Source organism: Lentzea alba, assembly GCF_011067745.1.
Lineage (GTDB): Bacteria > Actinomycetota > Actinomycetes > Mycobacteriales > Pseudonocardiaceae > Lentzea > Lentzea alba.
This window is the reverse complement of sequence record NZ_JAAMPJ010000001.1, coordinates 1,383,538-1,402,406: the sequence shown is the minus strand read 5'-3', so window position 1 is coordinate 1,402,406 and position 18,869 is coordinate 1,383,538. Positions and strand designations below refer to the sequence as shown.

Sequence of the window (18,869 nt, the reverse complement as noted above, 5' to 3'; positions counted from 1 at the left end):
GCAACCTAGCGGCTGCGCAGCGCTTCCCGCTGAAAGACGAGGTTCGCGGCCTTCAGATCGCTCTCCAGCAGCTCGTCGTACGCGCGCTCACCGGTCAGCACCCGGAGCAGGAACGCCGTCACGAAAGCACGTCCGAGCTTGTGCGACCCCCGCTCGGCCCGGCCGTCCAGCATGAGCTCGCTCCAGTGCCGGCCCTCGGTGAACCCGAGGTGTGAGGCCTTGGGCAGCAACCGGAACTGGACGGGCCCGCCCCAGGCCTGGGCGATCGCCTCGGCGTGGCCGACCGGCGGCGCTATCCGGTCCTCGCCGGCCGCGAGGTGCAGGCCAGGTGCCCGGACGTCGCGCGCGGCGTCCAGGGCGGACGGACGGGTCTCCGTTGCGGCCAAAGTCACAACGGCGCGGACGCGGTCGGCCTCCGCCGCCGCCAGCACCGCCGCACCGCCGCCCATCGAGTGGCCGGCCAGTGCGAGCCGGGCCGGGTCGACGCTGATCTCCCCGGAACCGAGGCGCACGCCGGTGCAGATGTCCAATGTGGTCAGCAGGTTCGCCGCGAGCACCCGGGACGACAGCAGCGGTCCGCGCTCCACGGCGGGGGCCGCGGCGACGACGCCCCACGACGCCAGGTGCCGCAAAAGCCCGTGGTAGCGGCGAACGGGCTGCATCCAGCCGTGTCCGAACGAGACGGCTGGCAGGCCCAGGCCGGACTGCGGCGTGAAGATCACGCCCGGCAGGCCGACGAGCGCGAGGTCGCCGCGCAACACCGGGTGCGGGCCGGGCCTGCTCAGCTGCTCGAGGGCCTGTTTCGCGGTCAGCGTGATCACGCGGCGAGCCATGCCGTGAACCGTAGTCGATCCTGTCGCGCGCACCACACCTGAGAATGGTCTACACCACATGGGCCGCTGACCTGCGCAAAAGGAGCGCCCTCACTCATTAGGGTTAGCGGCGTGGTCTAGCTAGTCTGTTTTCCGTGTGCGGAATCGTGGGATACGTGGGTCACCAGTCGGCGCTCGACGTCGTGCTGGACGGGCTGAGGCGGCTCGAGTACCGGGGTTACGACTCGGCAGGCGTCGCGGTCGTGGCGGGCGATGATCTCGCCGTCGAACGCAAGGCAGGTCGTCTGCAGAACCTGGAGACGAGGCTTGACGAGGTGGGCCGCGACAACTTCGCGGGCACCGTCGGCATGGGCCACACGCGGTGGGCGACGCACGGCGCGCCGATCGACCGCAACTCGCACCCGCACCGCGACGCGACGAACCGCGTCGCCGTGGTGCACAACGGCATCATCGAGAACTTCCTCGCGCTGCGGGCCGAGCTCGAAGGTCTCGGCGTCGAGATGGCGTCCGACACCGACACCGAGACGGTCGCGCACCTCGTGGCGTTCGCCTACGGCGAGGGCGACACCAAGGGCGACCTGCCCGCCAGCGTGCGCAAGGTCGTGAACCGCCTCGAGGGTGCGTTCACGCTCGTCTTCACGCACGCCGACGAGCCCGACACCGTCGTCGCCGCGCGCCGCAACTCGCCCCTGGTCGTGGGTGTCGGTGAGAACGAGTACTTCGTCGCGAGCGACGTCGCCGCGTTCATCGCGCACACCAAGGAAGCCGTCGAGCTGGGCCAGGACCAGATGGTCGTGCTCACCCGCGACGGTTACGAGGTCACCGACTTCGCCGGTGAGCCCGCCGAGGCCAAGCCGTTCACGGTCAACTGGGACCTCAGCGCCGCCGAGAAGGGCGGCCACGAGTACTTCATGCTCAAGGAGATCGAGGAGCAGCCGGAGGCGCTGGCGAACACGCTGCGCGGCCACTTCGCGAACGGCCGCATCGTCCTCGACGAGCAGCGCCTCTCCGACCAGGACCTGCGTGACGTCGACAAGGTCTTCGTCATCGCCTGCGGCTCCGCCTACCACTCCGGTCTCGTCGCGAAGTACGCGATCGAGCACTGGACCCGCCTGCCCGTCGAGGTCGAGCTCGCCTCCGAGTTCCGCTACCGCGACCCGGTGCTCGACCGCGACACGCTCGTCGTCGCCGTGTCGCAGTCCGGCGAGACCGCGGACACGCTGGAGGCCGTGCGCCACGCCCGTGCGCAGAAGGCCCGCGTCCTGGCCGTCTGCAACACCAACGGCGCGCAGATCCCGCGCGAGTCGGACGCCGTCCTCTACACGCACGCCGGTCCGGAGATCGGTGTCGCGTCGACGAAGGCGTTCCTCGCCCAGATCGCGGCGAACTACCTCGTGGGCCTGGCCCTGGCGCAGGCCCGCGGCACCAAGTACCCGGACGAGGTCGCCCGCGAGTTCCACGAGCTGGAGGCCATGCCCGAGGCCGTGCGGCGCGTGCTCGGCACCGTCGACCAGGTTCGTGCCCTGGGCCGTGAACTCGCCGACTCGAAGGCCGTGCTGTTCCTCGGCCGCCACGTCGGTTACCCGGTGGCGTTGGAGGGCGCGCTCAAGCTCAAGGAGCTCGCCTACATGCACGCCGAGGGCTTCGCGGCCGGCGAGCTCAAGCACGGCCCGATCGCGCTGATCGAGGAGAACCTCCCGGTCGTCGTGGTCATGCCGTCGCCGAAGGGCCGCGCAGTCCTGCACTCGAAGCTGGTGTCGAACATCAGCGAGATCCAGGCCCGCGGCGCCCGCACGATCGTGATCGCCGAGGAGGGCGACGAGACCGTGCGCCCGTTCGCCGACCACCTGATCGAGATCCCGGCCGTCCCGACCCTGCTGCAGCCGCTCATCTCGACGGTGCCGCTGCAGGTGCTCGCCGCCGAGATCGCGCGCAGCCGCGGCTACGACGTGGACAAGCCTCGCAACCTGGCGAAGTCCGTTACCGTCGAGTGAGTGAGAGGCGTCTGGCACACCGAACGCGTCAAGTCCGCTGAAGAAGAGCTCATGGCGGTGGTCCCGCCGGGCTCGCTGATGCGCAAAGCCGCGTTCGGTGTGGCCACCCACGCCCTCAGGCTGCTGTCCGGACGTCGTCGCGTCACGTTGCTGGTCGGTGCCGGCAACAACGGCGGCGACGCCCTCTGGGCCGGGTACTTCCTGCGCCGCCGCGGGGTCGCGGTGTCCGCCGTGTTGCTCAACCCGGCCAAGGCGCACGTCGAAGGCCTTGCCGCGTTTCGAAAAGCGGGCGGCCGCATCGTCTCCGAGGTCGGGTCGCCGGACCTGGTGATCGACGGCATCGTCGGGCTGTCCGCCCGCGGTCCGCTACGTCCGGACGCGGCCGCTCTCGTCGACACCGTGAAAGTCCCGATTCTGGCTGTGGACCTGCCCAGCGGCATCGACCCGGACACCGGCGAGATCTCCGGCCCGTACGTGAAAGCCCACACCACCGTCACCTTCGGCTGCCTCAAACCGGTGCACGCGCTGGCTGACTGCGGCGACGTGCACCTGGTCGACATCGGCCTGCGCCCGGCGGACCCCGACTTCGTGCTGCTCGACCGGGCGGACATCGCCTGGCCGGTCCCAGGCCCGTCCGACGACAAGTACACCCAGGGCGTCACGGGTGTGGCCGCCGGCAGCGCGACTTATCCAGGTGCCGCAGTGCTTTCCACCGGCGCCGCGGTGCTCGCGACGTCCGGCATGGTCCGCTACGCCGGTCCGGCCGCCGACGCGATCCGGGCACGCTGGCCCGAGACGATCTGCACCGGCTCGATCACCGACGCCGGCCGCGTCCAGGCCTGGGTCGTCGGACCGGGCCTGGGCACCGGCTCGTCGTCGGCGGAGGTGCTGCGGTTCGTGCTGGACGCCGGGGTACCGGTGATCGCCGACGCGGACGCCATCACGCTGCTGGCTTCGAACCCGTCGCTGTGGGACGCCCGAGACCCCGACTCCGCGCTGGTTCTCACCCCGCACGACCGCGAGTTCGAGCGGCTGGCCGGTCCGGTCGGCGCGGATCGCGTTGCGGCTGCCCGGAAAGCCGCTCAGCGGTTCAACGCCGTGGTGCTGCTCAAGGGCCACCGGACCGTGGTCGCGGCGCCGGACGGACGGGCGCTGGTGAACTCGGCGACGTCCTCGTGGCCCGCGACGGCCGGGTCCGGGGACGTGCTGTCCGGGATCATCGGCGCACTGCTGGCCGGAGGGCTGGATCCGTTCGTGGCGGCGGGGTACGCGGCGTACCTGCACGTGCTGGCGGCGGAGTTGGGCGCGGACGGCGCTCCGGTGCCCGCGTCGGGGCTGATGGAGGCGATCCCGGACGCGATCCGGCACGTCCGAGGCTGCTGAGCTGCCCGTGCGTCGCCGATCCCGATCTTGTCGGTGCCGCCTGGGAGAATGAAATCAGGGGACCCCCTGGAGGGGACCCCTGCGTGAGCGCTCCCTAGATCACGGAGAAGCCCGCGGTCAGCGCACGCCTGCCGGTCAACGCCAGCACGACGGCCGGGCCCTCGCCGGTGACGGCCGCGACCCGTGCGGCCAGCGCGGCCGAGTCGGCGATCGCGTCGACGGGCGGGTCGAACGGCAGGCCCGCCGCGGTGGCGATGTCCATGCCGTGCACGACCAGCTCGAACGTCCTCGTGGGTAGGAAGCGGGCCAGCCGCATGCCACCGCCCGCCGTGGTGACCAGCGTGTCCGGATCGGCGGCGGTGACGGCGGCGACGGCACGATCGGCGAACTGCCGGACCAGGCCCGCCGGCTGGTCACCCAGGCGTGCGCCCCACTCTCCGGCATCCGTGGCCGACAGCGCGACAAGGGTCTGGTAGACGGCTGGGTCGATGGTCTTCGCCAGGGCGTAGTAGGCCTCCGGCGCGGTGATGTCCTCGGTGGTGGCCGGCTTGTCGAGTGCCTCGGCGACCCCGTCCAGCCCGGCCGAGACCGAGTGGCCCATCAGGTCGCGCAGCGTCCAGTCACCGAGGCCCGGTCCGGACAGACGGTCGAGGGGCAGCGCGTCGATCAGGTCGGCGAAGGCGTGTGCGGTCGCGACGAAAGTTTGTTGTGGGGCCATGTCGTCAGCCTGGCAAGGCCCGCACCACCGCGGTCCGCACTTCGCGCTCGGCGAACGCGGGGCCCGTGTGCGAGTTGCGCCATAGTCCCTGTTCGCGGCTGTCATGGCACGATGAACAGGTTATGGCCCGTTCAGAAGTTGTCGTCGACCTCGGTGCGCTGCGGCACAACGTCGCGCTGCTCGCCGGCCTCGCCCCGTCCGCGGAGACGATGGCCGTCGTCAAGGCGGACGGTTACGGCCACGGCGCGGTCGAGGTTGCCCGCGCGGCCCTCGAAGCCGGCGCGACCTGGCTCGGATCCTGTTCCACGCAGGAAGCCCTGGTGCTGCGGCAGGCCGGCATCCAGGCGCCGATCCTGGCCTGGCTCGACGCCCCGGACGAGGACCTCGCCGCCGGTCTCGCCGCCGACGTCGACATGTCCGTGGCGTCGCTGTCCGACCTGCGCCGCGTCGAAGCGGCGGCCGAGGAGGCCGACGCCCGGCTGCGGCTCCACCTGAAGATCGATACCGGCCTCAGTCGCAACGGCTGCCAGCCGCACGACTGGCCGGAACTGGTCGAGCAGGCGAAGAAGCACGAGGTGGTGGCCATCTGGTCGCACCTCGCGTCCGCGGACGAGATCGGCGACCCGTCCGTCGACCTGCAGGCCAAGCGGTTCGACGACGCGTACGAGGTGGCCAAGGCCCACGGGCTCGACCCGTTGCGGCACATCGCCAACTCCGCGGCCCTGCTGACGAGGCCCGACCTGCACTTCGACCTCGTCCGGCCCGGCATCGCGATGTACGGGCTGAACCCCGTGCCGACCGATCACGACCTCAGGCCGGTCATGAGCTTCCGGTCGCACGTGGCTCTCACGAAACGTATCCCCGCCGGCGAGTCGGTCTCCTACGGGATGACATGGACCGCGCAGAAGGACACGACGCTGGCGCTTGTGCCGGCCGGGTATGCGGACGGCGTTCCGAGGGCACTGTCCGGCCGGATGGAGGTGCTCCTGGCCGGGAGGCGCCGCCCGGTGGTCGGGCGTGTCTGCATGGACCAGATCGTCGTGGACTGCGGCGACGACCCGATCGCCGAGGGTGCGGAAGTTGTCCTGTTCGGCGACGGGAGCCGGGGGGAGCCGACGGCGACGGAGTGGGCGGAGCTGACCGGGACGATCGACTACGAGATCGTCTGCGGGATGTACCGGCCGCGGGTGCGGAGGATCTACACGTGAAGCCGGTGTGGAAGGTCGTCGGGTGGGTCGGCGGCGCGCTGGGTGCCGCCGTCGCGGGTGCTGCCGTCGCGCAGACCGCGAAGGTGTCGCACGAGCGCAAGACCGCGACCGACAGCCTCGCCGACGAACCGTTGGGGCAACTGCGGCCCGATCGCGAGTCGACGGTGGCGGCGGACGACGGCGTGCCGATCTCCGTCGAGGAGGTCGACCCCGGTGACGGTGGCGAGGCCGACATCACCGTCGTGCTGGTGCACGGGTTCGCGCTGGACCGCCGTTGCTGGCACTTCCAGCGCCGCGACCTCGCAGAGCTGATCGACCCGCGGGTGCACCAGGTGCTCTACGACCAGCGCGGGCACGGCCGTTCCGGGAAGACGACGCCGGAAGGCAGCACGATCGACCAGCTCGCGCACGACCTCGACGCGGTGATCCGCTCGGTCGTGCCGGACGGACCGCTCGTGCTCGTCGGCCACTCCATGGGCGGCATGACGATCATGGCGCTGGCGGAACAGCGGCCGGAGCTCTTCGCCGACCGGGTGCGCGGTGTCGCGCTGGTCGGCACGGCCGCCGGTGCGGTGGGCGGCGCGGGGCTGCCGAAGTCCGTGCTGTCGCGGTACAACCCGGTGACGCTCGGCATCGGACGCCTCGCCGGCATCCAGCCCGGGTTCGTCGAGTGGGTCCGCAAGGGCACGAAAACCCTGACGTGGAGCGGTATTCGCGCGTTGGCGTTCGGTGACCGCAAGGTGGCACCGTCCCTTGTGGACCTGATGGAGAAGATGATCAACGGGACCACGGTGAAGGTGCTCACCGAGTTCCTGGAGACCCTCGGCACGCACGACCGCTACAAGGCGCTCGCCGGGTTGCGGCACTGCGAGGTGCTGATCCTGAGCGGTGACGCGGACCGGCTGACGCCGTTCTCGCACGCCGAGCGGATGGCCGAGGAGATGCCGGACGCCACCCTCGTCCGGGCCCCCGGTGCCGGGCACATGGTGATGATGGAGCAGGCTGACCTCGTCAACGACCACCTGGTCGCGCTGATCGAACGGTGCGCGGCCGATCGCGGAGAGAGTCGGAAGAAGTGGTGGCGGCGAGCGTGAAGACCGTCGAACTGCCCCTGGTGGAGGACACCGAGGAGTTCGGCCGCAAGCTGGGTGAAGTCGTGCGGGCCGGCGATCTGCTGCTGCTCGCGGGGCCGCTGGGCGCCGGGAAGACGGCGTTCGTGCGCGGGCTGGCACGCGGCCTCGGCGTGCAGGGCAGGGTGTCGTCGCCGACGTTCGTCGTCGCCCGTGTCCACGAGCCCGCCGAGGACGGCCGGGGCGTGCGGCTGGTGCACGTCGACGCGTACCGGCTCGGGGGTCACCTGGACGAGCTGGACGATCTTGATCTGGACACGGATCTGGTCGACGCCGTGGTGGCCGTCGAGTGGGGCGAAGGTGTCGCGGAACGCCTGAACGAAGATCATCTCCTCATTCGCCTCGAACGCGGAATCGACGACGTTCGCACAGCTCAGCTGATCCCGCACGGCGAGTGGCGCTCGCGTGCCCTGCCTGTGTGATGTTGTTTAACACATCGGGTGATGTCCATTAAGGACAGAGCGTGACCGGCCGATGACAATCGCATGATCAAGAAGACGCTTCTCGCGACTGCTGTCATCGGTGGCGCCATGCTGGCCGCCGCGGCTCCGGCTTCTGCCGGCGAGCACGACCGCTCCGGCGGCATCAGCATCGCCGACAACCTCTGTGCCGCGCCGTGGCAGTGGAACGGCCCGTTCTCGCTGCTGCACGAGGGCCACGCCCCCGGCTACGCCGCGTGCAACGACAACCACGCCGGTGGTGGCTCGGACATCAGCATTGCCAACAACGCCTGCCTGCTGCCGTGGCAGTGGAACGGCCCGCTGGAGATCTTCACGGTCGACCACGCGCCGTCCTACGTCGCCTGCAACGGCAACTCGGCTGGCTGATCGCCGGACTTGCGCCGGGGATGGCCGAACGAGCCCATCGGCCATCCCCGGCGTCTGTCTGTTCAGGACAGTTCGCGCTTGAGCACCTTGCCCATCTCGTTGCGCGGCAAGGCTTCCAGATAACGCACCACCCGCGGCCGCTTATGCGGTGACAACAGCCTCGCCACGTGGTCGCTGAGCACTGACGGTTCCGGCGCAACGCCGGCTGGAACCACCCAGGCCACGATCCGCTCGCCCAGATCGTCGTCCGGCTCGCCCGTCACCGCCACCTCGGCCACCGACGGGTGCTCCAGCAGGACGTTCTCGATCTCGCCCGCGCCGATCTTGTAGCCACCGCTCTTGATGAGGTCCGTGGCCCGGCGCCCGACGATGCGGACGTACCCGTCGGGATCGCGCACCGCCATGTCGCCGGTCCTGAACCACCCGTCACGGAACGCCGCTTCCGTCGCGTCCGGCCGGTTCAGGTACTCCAGGAACAGGTTCGGCCCGCGCACCTCGATCTCGCCGATGGCGTCGGCGCCCACGTCGTGACCCTGCTCGTCGACCACCCGCACGTCGACGCCGTCCACCGGCAGCCCGACCGCGCCGGGCCGGCGATCGCCGTCGAACCGCACGCTGACGTTCATCAGCGTCTCGCTCATCCCGTACCGCTCGACGATGCCCTGTCCGGTGGCCTTGGCGATCCGCTCGTGGTCGCTCGCGGGCAACGCCGCACTTCCGGAGACCAGCAACCGTGCGGTGCGGAACCGGTCGGCGAGCGCCGGATCGTTCTCCACGGCCTCCGCGATCCGGTGGTACATCGTCGGGACGCCGAACATCATCGTGGCGCCGGTCGCGAGCTCCTGGCCGATCGCCTCGGGCGAGAACCTGACGTGCCGCACCGAGCCGCCGAGCCGCAGCGCGCCGAGGACGCCGATGCCCAGTCCGTGCACGTGGAACAGCGGCAGCCCGTGCACCAGCACGTCGTCGCTCGTCCACTGCCACGCCTTGGCCAGCGCGTCGATGTTCGACGTGAGCGAGCGGCGGGGCAGCACCACGCCCTTGGGCGGTCCGGTCGTGCCCGAGGTGTAGATGACCAGCGCGGGCGTCTCCGGACCCGGCTCGTCGAACGTCCCGGGCTCGCCGAACACGATCGGTTCGTCGCGGAGCACCAGGTCAGGCTGACTGTCGCCGAGGATGTGATCGAGTTCGCGCTCGCCGATCTTGGGGTTGAGCGGCACGACGGCCACACCCGCGAGCAGCCCGGCGACCACCGCCACACACGTTTCGAGCGTCGAAGTCGCCCACACGGCAACACGCGTGTTGCCTTTGAGTCGCTCGGCCAGAGTGCCCGCAGCCTGATGCAGTTCGGCGTAGGTCAGAGACGTGTCTCCAAATCGGAGAGCTTCGCGGTCACTCGGTTCAGCGAACATGGGTCAAGCCTGATGCGCGTGCCTTGAGGACGCATCGGAAGTGTGGTTCTGCACACGTGTCTGATTGCCCCTGCTCCGCAGATGGCGACGAGGTCGTCGAGAAGTCGGTCATCCGGCCGCCGCTTGCCGCCGAATCGCCTCCGGCGGTTGACGGCAAGAGGCGACCGGATGACCGACACGACCTCGTACTACTCTGGACAATCGTGCTAGTGCTCGCCGTCGACACGGCCACCCCCGCAGTCACCGCCGGTGTGGTCGAACTCGCGCCAGACTCCCCGCCGCGCCTGCTCGCCAAGCGGGTGACGCTCAACGCCAAGGCGCACGGCGAGCTGCTCACCCCGCACATCAGCGACGCCCTCGAAGAGGCCGGCAAGACCTTCGCCGACCTCGACGCCATCGTCGTCGGCGCGGGGCCCGGGCCGTTCACCGGTCTGCGGGTCGGCCTCGCCACCGCCGCCGCGCTCGGTCAGGCGCTCAACCGCCCGGTCTACCCGGTGGCCACCACCGACGCGATCGCCAAGGACGCGGCCAGCGGCCACCCGCTGCTCGTCGCGACCGACGCCCGGCGCAAGGAGGTCTACTGGGCCGCCTACGACGCCGCCGGTCGCCGCACGGACGGGCCGCACGTCGAACGTCCCCAGGACCTCGCGGAGAAGCTGCCCACCCTCGGCGTGCACCACGCCACCGGTGAGGGCGCCGAGATCTACCAGGACGTTCTCGGTCTCGAACTGCTCGACGCCAAGCACCCGACGCCCGAGGGCCTGGTCGCCGCCGCGGCCGCCGAGGTGCTCGCCAAGGCCCGTCCCGCCGCGCTCACCCCGCTCTACCTGCGCCGGCCGGACGCCGTCGAGCCCACCGGGCGCAAGCGGGTGACCAGGGCATGACCACCGGCACCGTCACGATCGGACCTCTGCAGCACGCCGACGTGCCCAAGTGCCACGAGATCGAGCTGGCGCTGTTCCCCGGCGAGGACCCGTGGAGCGAGAACGCGTTCCACAGCGAGCTCGACAACGGCAACTACTACATCGGCGCGTACGCGGCCGACGAGCTCGTCGGTTACGCCGGGCTCGCCGCGAGCCCGCACGAAGCCAGCGTGCACACGATCGCGGTGGTCAAGCACTGGCAGGGCCGGGGCGTCGGCAAGCTGCTCCTGCGCACCCTGCTGGCCCGCGCCGACGAGATCGGCGTGCCGGTCTACCTCGAAGTCCGCACGGACAACGAGCCCGCGATCGCCATGTACCTGGCGCACGGTTTCGAGCACCTCGGCCTGCGCCGCCGCTACTACCAGCCGTCGGGTGCCGACGCGTACACGATGGGAAGGCCTGCTCAAAGTGTCTGATCGCTTGATTCTGGGCATCGAGAGCTCGTGCGACGAGACGGGCTTCGGCATCGTCCGGCTCGGTCCGGACGGCTCGCTCGAACTGCTCGCCGACGAGGTCGCCTCCAGCGTCGAGGAACACGCCCGCTTCGGTGGCGTCGTGCCCGAGGTCGCCTCCCGTGCGCACCTCGAGGCGCTGGTCCCGACCATGCGCCGCGCGCTCGACACCGCGAAGGTCGAGCTCTCCCAGATCCACTCCATCGCGGTTACGGCCGGACCGGGTCTCGCCGGTGCGCTGCTGGTCGGCGTGTCCGCCGCGAAGGCGTACGCGGCCGCGCTCGGCAAGCCGCTCTACGGCGTGAACCACCTGGCCGGTCACGTCGCCGCGGACACGTTGCAGCACGGCCCGTTGCCGCAGCGCTGCCTCGCGCTGCTGGTGTCCGGCGGCCACTCGCAGCTGCTGCTCGTCGAGGGCGGCCTGGCGAACTCGATCACCGAGGTCGGGTCCACTGTGGACGACGCGGCCGGTGAGGCCTACGACAAGGTCGCGCGGCTGCTCGACCTGCCGTACCCCGGCGGCCCGCCCATCGACAAGCTCGCCAAGCAGGGCAACGGATGCGCGATCGCATTCCCGCGCGGCCTCACCGGTCCGCGCGACGCGAAGTACGACTTCTCGTTCTCCGGCTTGAAGACCTCGGTGGCCCGCTGGGTCGAGCGCGCCGAACGCGCCGGCGAGGAGATCCCGCTGGCCGACGTCGCCGCGTCGTTCCAGGAGGCCGTCGCGGACGTGCTGACCGCCAAGGCGATCCGCGCCGCGAAGGACCTGAACGTCGACACGCTGGTCATCTCCGGCGGTGTCGCGGCGAACTCGCGCCTGAGCGGGCTGGCCGCCGAGCGGTGCGCCGAGGCCGGCATCGAACTGCGCGTGCCGAGGCCGCGGCTGTGCACCGACAACGGCGCGATGATCGCGGCGCTCGGCGCCCACCTGGTCGCGGCGGGCGCCAAGCCGTCCCGGATGGACATCTCGACGAACCCGGGCCTCCCGGTCAACACCGTCCAAATCCTCTGATTTTCCGGAACGCGGGGGCCCCGCGTTCCCCTCAGGGAAACGCGGGGCCCCCGCGTTCCTTCCGGCATGCGGAATTTGGTTGGTGCACGCGGGGAGCTTTCGTTCGGTGTGACCGCACGGAAGGGCCCCGCGTGCGCTCAGTTGAGGCGGTGGAGGCCTGGGACGCGGTCCTCCACGGCGAAAGAAGCCTTGGTGTGGACGGGTGAGCCTGGCCGCGTCACGTAGTCCAGCCCGCGGAAGTCCGTGCGCAGTTCATCGGGTGTGAACCTGGTCAGCGTGTACCCACGGCGGTTGTTGAAGTACTTCACGTGCGGGTTCTCGCGCAGCCACGACGACGTCTCGGCGTACTCCTCCGACCCGTCGCCACCGGCCGTGATCGAGGTTGTCACCAACTCGGTCGCGAGTGTTCTGGACGACGGGTCGTCCCACCGCTGTTTGACCTCCGCACCCCACGCCGCGTGCACGTCGCCGGTGAGCACGATCGGGTTGCGCACGTCCGCGAGCCCCGCCACCACCCGGTCCCGGTCCGCCACGTAGCCGTCCCACGCGTCCAGCAGGAACTTGTCGACGTCGCCGGGGATGTAGTCGTACTGCGAGAAGAACACCTGCTGCCCGAGCACGTCCCAGCGCGCATTGGACTCGCGGAACCCGTTGAGCAGCCAGTCCTCCTGCGCGGCGCCGAGCATGGTGCGTTCCGGCGCGAGCCGTTCGGGGCACAGCTGCAACCCGTCCCCGCACGCCTGATCGGTCCGGTACTGGCGGGTGTCGAGCATGTGGAACGTCGCCAGCGAACCCCAGCCGATCCGCCGGTACAGCCTGGGTGACCTGCGCAAAGGCATGTTCTCGTAGTACGCCTGGAACGCCGCCACGCGGCGCTTGGCGAAGTTCACCTGCGGTGTGTCGGGCTGCAGGCCCGCCCAGTTGTTGGCGATCTCGTGGTCGTCCCAGATCACCGACCACGGCGCGGCGGCGTGCGCGGCCTGCAGGTCCGGGTCGGTCTTGTACTGCGCCTGGCGACGGCGGTAGTCGGCGAGCGTCGTGGTGGTCGGTCCGTCGACGTGCCGGACGTTGCCGCTCGGGGCGACGTGGATGCCGCTCTCGTACTCGTAGGTGTAGTCGCCGAGGTGCAGCACCAGGTCGGGCTCGTCCTCCGCGAGCCTGCGATAAGCCGTGAAGTAGCCGTGCTCGTACTGCGCGCACGACGCGAAGGCCATCGTCAGCGGTACCTGCAGCGCGTTCGGAGGGGGAGCCGTGCGCGTGCGTCCCATCGGCGAGAGGTAGTTCAGCGCCTTGAAGCGGTAGAAGTACTCGCGGCCGGGCTCCAGGCCGGCGAGTTCGACGTGGACGGTGTGGCCCTCCTCCGGTCGAGCGGGGATGGAGCCGTGCTGGACGATTCGGGTGAAGCGCTCGTCCGCGGCGACCTGCCAGAGCACCTCGACCGGACGGGACGGCATGCCGCCCAGACCGTCCTCGGCGAGCGGTTCGGGGGCCAGCCGGGTCCACAACACCACTCCGTCGGGTGTCGGGTCGCCGGAGGCAACACCGAGTGTGAAAGGGTCGGCGGGTCTGGCGGACGCGGAGGCCGAGAACGCTGTGACTCCCGCCACGCCGGCGAGCAGCAGCGTGCGGCGGGTCAAGGTGGGCATGCCCTGAATACGGCTCCGAACCGGTGATCGGTTCGGGGGTCTCGTTGAAGCGTTGGCACTCTCATGGGTAGAGTGCCAACTGCACGGCACCAGCACCGCCCCGACCCCCGCGACGGCGGGGTGGCAGGAGCCGTAACAACGAAACCTGCCAACGACCCGTGGAGGTCATCCCGGTGAGCGTGAACATCAAGCCGCTCGAGGACAAGATCGTCGTTCAGGCCTCCGAGGCCGAGACGACCACTGCCTCCGGCCTCGTGATCCCGGACACCGCGAAGGAGAAGCCCCAGGAGGGCAAGGTCCTCGCGGTGGGCCCCGGCCGCATCGACGACAAGGGCAACCGCGTCCCGCTGGACGTCGCTGTCGGCGACGTCGTCATCTACTCGAAGTACGGCGGCACCGAGGTCAAGTACAACGGCGAGGAGTACTTGATCCTCTCCGCTCGCGACGTGCTGGCCGTCGTCAACTAGTTCCATCGGTTGGCACAGAGGCTGCATGCCTGACGCCCCGGCGCCCCATCCGGGGCTACCGGGGCGTTTCGCTACCCAGAGAGGCTTTGAGTTAAATGCCCAAGCAGATCAGCTTCGACGAGGACGCTCGTCGGGCGCTCGAGCGCGGCGTGAACAAGCTCGCGGACACGGTCAAGGTCACCCTTGGCCCGCGCGGGCGCCACGTCGTCCTCGACAAGAAGTTCGGTGGCCCGACGGTCACCAACGACGGTGTGACGATCGCCCGTGAGATCGAGCTGGACGACGCGTTCGAGAACCTCGGCGCACAGCTCGCCAAGTCGGTCGCCACCAAGACCAACGACGTCGCGGGTGACGGCACCACCACCGCCACCGTGCTGGCGCAGGCGCTGGTCAAGGAAGGCCTGCGCAACATCGCCGCGGGTGCGAACCCGACCGCGCTCGGCCGTGGCATCCAGGCCGCCTCCGACGCCGTCGTGGACGCGCTCAAGGGCAAGGCCACCCCGGTCAAGGGCCGCGAGAACATCGCGCAGGTCGGCACCGTCTCCTCGCGGGACGAGTCGATCGGCGCCCTGCTCGGCGAGGCCATCGAGCGGGTCGGCGAGGACGGCGTGATCACCGTCGAGGAGTCCTCGACGCTCGCCACCGAGCTCGTCATCACCGAGGGCGTGCAGTTCGACAAGGGTTACGTGTCGACGCACTTCTCGACCGACCTCGAGGCGCAGGAGGCCGTCTACGAAGACGTCCGCATCCTGCTGCACCGCGAGAAGATCTCGGCCCTGGCCGACGTCCTCCCGATCCTCGAGAAGGTCGCGGAGTCCGGCAAGCCGCTGCTGATCATCGCCGAGGACGTCGAGGGCGAGGCCCTGTCCACGCTGGTGGTCAACGCCGTGCGCAAGACGCTGAAGGTCGTCGCCGTGAAGGCGCCGTTCTTCGGTGACCGCCGCAAGGCGTTCCTGGACGACCTCGCGGTCGTCACCGGCGGCGAGGTGATCTCCTCGGAGATCGGCCTGAAGCTGTCCGAGACCACGCTCGACCAGCTGGGCACCGCCCGCCGCGTCGTCGTGACCAAGGACGACACCACGATCGTGGACGGCGGCGGCACCAAGGCCGACATCGCCGGCCGCGCGGAGCAGCTGCGCCGCGAGATCGAGGCCACGGACTCCGACTGGGACCGCGAGAAGCTCCAGGAGCGCCTCGCGAAGCTCTCCGGCGGCATCGCCGTGATCAAGGTCGGCGCCGCCACCGAGACCGAGCTCAAGGAGCGCAAGCACCGCATCGAGGACGCGGTCGCCGCTACCAAGGCCGCGGTCGAGGAGGGCATCGTGCCCGGCGGTGGTTCCGCGCTCGTCCACGCCGCCAAGGTGCTGGACGGCGGCCTGGACCTGACCGGTGACGAGGCCACGGGTGTCGCGCTGGTCGCGAAGGCCCTGTCCGCGCCGCTGTTCTGGATCGCCGCGAACTCGGGCCTCGAGGGCGCCGTCGTGGTGAACAAGGTCCGCGAGGGCGACTGGGGCTTCGGCATCAACGCCGCCAAGCTCGAGTACGGCGACCTGCTGGAGCAGGGCATCATCGACCCGGTCAAGGTCACCCGCTCCGCCGTGGCGAACGCCGCGTCGATCGCGCGCATGGTGCTCACGACCGAGAGCGCCATCGTCGAGAAGAAGGCGGACGAGCCCGCCGCGGCCGGACACGGCCACGGCCACGGGCACGGCCACTGAGTTTTCGGCTCAAAAGAAACCGGGGCGGTACCAATTCGTTTGGTGCCGTCCCGGTTTCTTTTGGTTATACGATCGCCAATTGGCGCTTACGTGCCTTGATGATGTGGTCGCGCTCCGATTCCGAGAGCCCGCCCCAAATTCCGTACGGTTCCTGCACTGCGAGCGCGTGCCTGCGACACATCTCCAGCACCGGGCAGGCGAGGCAGACTGCCTTGGCTCGAGCTTCCCGGCGAGATCTCGCCGGACCCCGTTCGCCGTCGGGGTGGAAGAAGAACGCGCTGTCCATGCCCCGGCACGAACCGCGCATCTGCCAGTCCCACAGATCTGCGTTGGGACCGGGGAGCCTTCGGGTGTCCGCCATCGAGACCGCCTCCGTGACGACTGCTCCATTCGGCTTAATGATGATCCACCGTAGAACCGCGTCAAAACTTGTTCAAGAGGCTGAAGACCCAAATCAACTGATGGGTGACGGCACGCGTGTTCGATCACTCACCGCCCGGAGTTGCCGCCCGGATGAGGTGAACGGAACATGGCTCTCGTGATGACACCGCCGGAGATCAGATCGTCCGGTAGTCACACGAGTGAGCCCCTTCTCTCAGTGGCCGCGGTGGCCAGGCGACTCGGCGTGGCTCCGGCCACCCTGCGCACCTGGGACCGCCGCTACGGGCTGGGGCCGAGCGATCACACGATCGGGCGGCACCGCAAATACGGCCCCCGCGATGTGGCTCGTTTGGAATTGATGCAACGCGCTCTTCTGCGTGGCGCGTCCTCGGCGGAGGCGGCCCGTTTCGCGCTCGACTCGAAATCGTCGATGACGCACGGCGAGGTGCCCGTCGCCCCATCGGGTGGCGGCCGCGGACTGAAAATGCCCGGAGCGTCTCGATTGGCGCGCGGGCTCGGCCGGGCGGCGGTCGCGATGGACTCGATCGCCGTGCAGGGAATGCTCGCCGACTCGCTCGCGTCCGACGGCGTGATCGCGACCTGGGACGAGGTCGTGCGCCCGGTGCTGACGGCCGTCGCGGCGCGCTGGCAGCTGTCCGGCGCCGGGGTGGAGGTGGAGCACCTGTTGAACGAGTGCGTGCTCGCCGCGTTCGTGCGGGCGACACCGCTCGTCACTCTCGGGCGCAACCATCGGCCCGTGTTGCTGGCGTGCATGCCGGAGGAGAGGCACAACCTTCCGCTCTATCCGCTGGCTGCCGAGCTGGCGTGTCGAGGCGTGGTCGTCCGGCAGTTGGGAGCGGCGCTGCCGATGGACGCGCTGGCCGCCGCTGTGCGTCGTACCGCCCCGTCCGCGGTGGTGTTGTGGGCGCAACTGCCCCGGTACGCCGATCCGGGGGTGATCTCCGCCCTGCCGCGCACCCGGCAGCAGGTGCGGTTGTTCGTCGGCGGGCCGGGCTGGCGGCGCGGGGTGGTCACGACACCGGCCGAGCGCGTGGAGGACCTCGCGGCCGCCGTCGACGCCGTCGAGGCCGCGGTCACCTGACAGACTTCACCGGTGGAAGAGGAGCTGCGCCGGGCCGCGTTCGGTGACTCACCCGAGCTGGACGTCTGGCCGGCGCTGGCGTCCTCCAGTGCGCGGGTGCGCTGGCTCGCCGCGGTCGTTCTGGGCGGTCAGGGTCACTACGCCGCCGCGGCCACCGTCCTGGATGCGCTCCGTCACGACCCGGATCCCGTGATCGCCTCGCTTTCTCTCTCCACTCGCGCCTCGCACCTGCGTCAGATAGGCGCCCATCGGCTCGCCCGGCCGCTCGACGGCGCCGCCCTCGCCCGCCTCACGACCGCGGCCGGCGGTGATCCGGACGGGATCGACGCGGCGGGTGCCCGAACGGACGCCCTGCTCGGTCTCGCCGCCGATTCGCTCGGTGCCGGGCGGCTGGGTGAGGCCCGGAGGTTGCTCGCACGAATTGAGACGGACTCGTGGAGGAGTGACGTTCGGCGAGGGTGGGTAACCGCAGAGGTTGAGCTCGCCTCCGGTCAGGCGCACGCCGCCGTGGCCCCCGCCGAGCGGGCGTACGGCGTGGCGACGAGCAGAAAGGCGCTGCGTCACGAGCTCAAGTCGGCACTCGTTCTGGGCACCTCGTTGGTCGTGTGGGGGACACCCGACGGCCTGAACCGAGGGGTTGAACTAGTCGAGTGTGAGCTAAATCACAGTGCCGCGAAGGGTCTTCATCCGTTGATCTGGCCGAGCGCTCTTGTGCTGGCGGGCCATGCCCCCACGGTGGGCGCAGTCGCCATCAACCGGGCGACGGAGGCTCTGAGCTGCGTGTTACGCAGAGCTGATCCCGTCAGCCGTCAGGTCGCTCTTGATTCCCCGTGGGTGCCGAGTGGGCTGCTCCGTTCCGGGGAACCCCCGAACGCAGACCCTCAGGCGAACTTCTTGACGGATTAAGCACCGGATCGTGTCAAGGTTGGGCCCCGAGCGTCCGATAGGGGAGATGGAACGTCACTCGGCTGCAGGAAAGGAGTCCCCGTGACCACGGTCCTTATTTGCGACGACCGGCGCAGTGTGCGGGAGGGTCTCACCCGCGTGATGTCGGCTGTCCCCGGGGTTAGCCGCATCGACTGCGTAGCGCACGGTGACGAGTTGTTGGCTCGCTTTTCAAGGCAGCCGGTCGACGTCGTCCTGGTGGGAACCCAGCGCGCCGTCCCGACCGGGGTTGAAGCAACCCGTCGGCTCGTCTCCGCGAACCCGCAGGCAAACGTCATCGTGTTCGGCGCGCCCGACGACGCCGGGAGCATCGCCGCGGCGATCGCCGGCGGCGCTCGTGGCTACCTGAGGTGGGACGCGTCGCGTCCCGAGCTTGTGGCAGCCCTCGCGCACACGCTCGCCAGCACCTCGGTGCCGGCTCCGCGTCAGCCCTCCGACCCAGGCGTGCAGCTCACGGAGCGTGAGCTCCAGGTGCTGCGCGGCATGAGTCAGGGCAAGAGCAACGGCCAGATCGGCCGCGAGCTCTACCTGTCGGAGGACACGGTGAAGACGCACGCTCGTCGTCTCTTCCGCAAGCTCGGTGTCCGTGACCGCGCTCAGGCGGTCGCGCACGGCTTCCGGCGAGGCCTCGTCCAGTAGGTCGTTCTTGCCGCACCGGCCCCTCGTCCCCATATGCCGCATGTGGGGACGAGGGGCCGGTGGCGTGAGTCGGCTCACC

At 70.1% G+C, this 18,869-nt stretch carries 19 protein-coding genes; 14 read left to right on the top strand and 5 right to left on the bottom strand.

Annotated features, from left to right (window positions below; translation table 11 throughout):
• Positions 1-5 precede the first annotated feature (5 nt).
• Positions 6-833 carry a dienelactone hydrolase family protein gene (locus G7043_RS06715; RefSeq protein WP_166044628.1) on the bottom strand — a complete coding sequence of 276 codons (828 nt, stop codon included), beginning with the start codon at positions 831-833 and terminating at the stop codon, positions 6-8.
• Positions 834-967: 134 nt separating this feature from the next.
• On the opposite strand from G7043_RS06715, the gene glmS reads away from it, so the two are divergent.
• Positions 968-2,827 carry a glutamine--fructose-6-phosphate transaminase (isomerizing) gene (gene glmS / locus G7043_RS06710; protein ID WP_166044627.1) on the top strand — a complete coding sequence of 620 codons (1,860 nt, stop codon included), beginning with the start codon at positions 968-970 and terminating at the stop codon, positions 2,825-2,827.
• Positions 2,828-4,210 carry an NAD(P)H-hydrate dehydratase gene (locus G7043_RS06705; RefSeq protein WP_166044626.1) on the top strand — a complete coding sequence of 461 codons (1,383 nt, stop codon included), beginning with the start codon at positions 2,828-2,830 and terminating at the stop codon, positions 4,208-4,210.
• A gap of 94 nt (positions 4,211-4,304) precedes the next feature.
• On the opposite strand, the gene G7043_RS06700 is transcribed toward G7043_RS06705, so the two are convergent.
• A complete protein-coding gene (locus tag G7043_RS06700; RefSeq protein WP_166044625.1) occupies positions 4,305-4,928 on the bottom strand; it encodes a maleylpyruvate isomerase N-terminal domain-containing protein in 624 nt (207 codons plus the stop codon).
• Positions 4,929-5,050: 122 nt separating this feature from the next.
• On the opposite strand from G7043_RS06700, the gene alr reads away from it, so the two are divergent.
• The 4 genes from alr to G7043_RS06680 all read left to right on the top strand — a co-directional run bounded on the left by alr (position 5,051) and on the right by G7043_RS06680 (position 8,093).
• Complete coding sequence (gene alr, locus G7043_RS48100; protein WP_166044624.1) at positions 5,051-6,136, top strand: alanine racemase; 1,086 nt, start codon at positions 5,051-5,053, stop codon at positions 6,134-6,136.
• The gene (locus tag G7043_RS06690; RefSeq protein WP_166044623.1) at positions 6,133-7,230 is read left to right on the top strand and encodes an alpha/beta fold hydrolase; all 1,098 of its coding nucleotides are present in this window, start codon (positions 6,133-6,135) and stop codon (positions 7,228-7,230) included. Before alr ends, G7043_RS06690 begins: the two co-directional genes overlap by 4 nt.
• The gene (gene tsaE / locus G7043_RS06685; RefSeq protein WP_245848330.1) at positions 7,227-7,688 is read left to right on the top strand and encodes a tRNA (adenosine(37)-N6)-threonylcarbamoyltransferase complex ATPase subunit type 1 TsaE; all 462 of its coding nucleotides are present in this window, start codon (positions 7,227-7,229) and stop codon (positions 7,686-7,688) included. The genes G7043_RS06690 and tsaE overlap by 4 nt, the downstream gene beginning before the upstream one ends.
• A gap of 63 nt (positions 7,689-7,751) precedes the next feature.
• On the top strand, positions 7,752-8,093 hold the full coding sequence (locus G7043_RS06680; RefSeq protein WP_166044622.1) for a hypothetical protein: 342 nt from the start codon (positions 7,752-7,754) through the stop codon (positions 8,091-8,093).
• Positions 8,094-8,155: 62 nt separating this feature from the next.
• Here G7043_RS06680 and G7043_RS06675 read toward each other — a convergent pair whose 3' ends face one another.
• Positions 8,156-9,505, bottom strand: a complete 1,350-nt coding sequence (locus G7043_RS06675; RefSeq protein WP_166044621.1) for an acyl-CoA synthetase — start codon at positions 9,503-9,505, stop codon at positions 8,156-8,158.
• Positions 9,506-9,708: 203 nt separating this feature from the next.
• Between G7043_RS06675 and tsaB the strand changes: the two genes are divergently transcribed.
• The 3 genes from tsaB to tsaD are packed head-to-tail and all read left to right on the top strand — an operon-like array spanning position 9,709 to position 11,892.
• On the top strand, positions 9,709-10,389 hold the full coding sequence (gene tsaB, locus G7043_RS06670; protein WP_166044620.1) for a tRNA (adenosine(37)-N6)-threonylcarbamoyltransferase complex dimerization subunit type 1 TsaB: 681 nt from the start codon (positions 9,709-9,711) through the stop codon (positions 10,387-10,389).
• Complete coding sequence (gene rimI, locus G7043_RS06665) at positions 10,386-10,844, top strand: ribosomal protein S18-alanine N-acetyltransferase (RefSeq protein ID WP_166044619.1); 459 nt, start codon at positions 10,386-10,388, stop codon at positions 10,842-10,844. Before tsaB ends, rimI begins: the two co-directional genes overlap by 4 nt.
• Positions 10,837-11,892, top strand: coding sequence for a tRNA (adenosine(37)-N6)-threonylcarbamoyltransferase complex transferase subunit TsaD (gene tsaD / locus G7043_RS06660; protein ID WP_166044618.1), 1,056 nt, complete (start codon positions 10,837-10,839; stop codon positions 11,890-11,892). The genes rimI and tsaD overlap by 8 nt, the downstream gene beginning before the upstream one ends.
• Positions 11,893-12,029: 137 nt before the next feature.
• Here the strand turns inward: tsaD and G7043_RS06655 are convergent, their stop codons facing one another.
• Complete coding sequence (locus G7043_RS06655; protein ID WP_166044617.1) at positions 12,030-13,538, bottom strand: alkaline phosphatase D family protein; 1,509 nt, start codon at positions 13,536-13,538, stop codon at positions 12,030-12,032.
• A 173-nt stretch (positions 13,539-13,711) separates the two neighbouring features.
• Here G7043_RS06655 and groES point away from each other — a divergent pair, with 173 nt between their 5' ends.
• Together groES and groL are read left to right on the top strand one after the other, a co-directional pair.
• Positions 13,712-14,005 (top strand): co-chaperone GroES, encoded by a 294-nt coding sequence (gene groES / locus G7043_RS06650; RefSeq protein WP_030478362.1) that lies wholly within the window; start codon positions 13,712-13,714, stop codon positions 14,003-14,005.
• A gap of 95 nt (positions 14,006-14,100) precedes the next feature.
• A complete protein-coding gene (groL, locus tag G7043_RS06645; RefSeq protein WP_166044616.1) occupies positions 14,101-15,723 on the top strand; it encodes a chaperonin GroEL in 1,623 nt (540 codons plus the stop codon).
• 64 nt (positions 15,724-15,787) lie between these two features.
• On the opposite strand, the gene G7043_RS06640 is transcribed toward groL, so the two are convergent.
• On the bottom strand, positions 15,788-16,084 hold the full coding sequence (locus G7043_RS06640) for a WhiB family transcriptional regulator (RefSeq protein ID WP_086663892.1): 297 nt from the start codon (positions 16,082-16,084) through the stop codon (positions 15,788-15,790).
• A 180-nt stretch (positions 16,085-16,264) separates the two neighbouring features.
• Here G7043_RS06640 and G7043_RS06635 point away from each other — a divergent pair, with 180 nt between their 5' ends.
• The 3 genes from G7043_RS06635 (at position 16,265) to G7043_RS06625 (ending at position 18,790) form a co-directional block, all read left to right on the top strand.
• Positions 16,265-17,206, top strand: a complete 942-nt coding sequence (locus G7043_RS06635; protein WP_166044971.1) for a MerR family transcriptional regulator — start codon at positions 16,265-16,267, stop codon at positions 17,204-17,206.
• A gap of 12 nt (positions 17,207-17,218) precedes the next feature.
• Entirely contained in the window at positions 17,219-18,112 is an 894-nt protein-coding gene (locus G7043_RS06630; protein WP_166044615.1) for a hypothetical protein, read from the top strand.
• An 81-nt stretch (positions 18,113-18,193) separates the two neighbouring features.
• Positions 18,194-18,790: a response regulator transcription factor gene (locus G7043_RS06625; protein ID WP_030471988.1), complete on the top strand. Its 597-nt coding sequence runs from the start codon at positions 18,194-18,196 to the stop codon at positions 18,788-18,790.
• Positions 18,791-18,869: the final 79 nt, after the last annotated feature.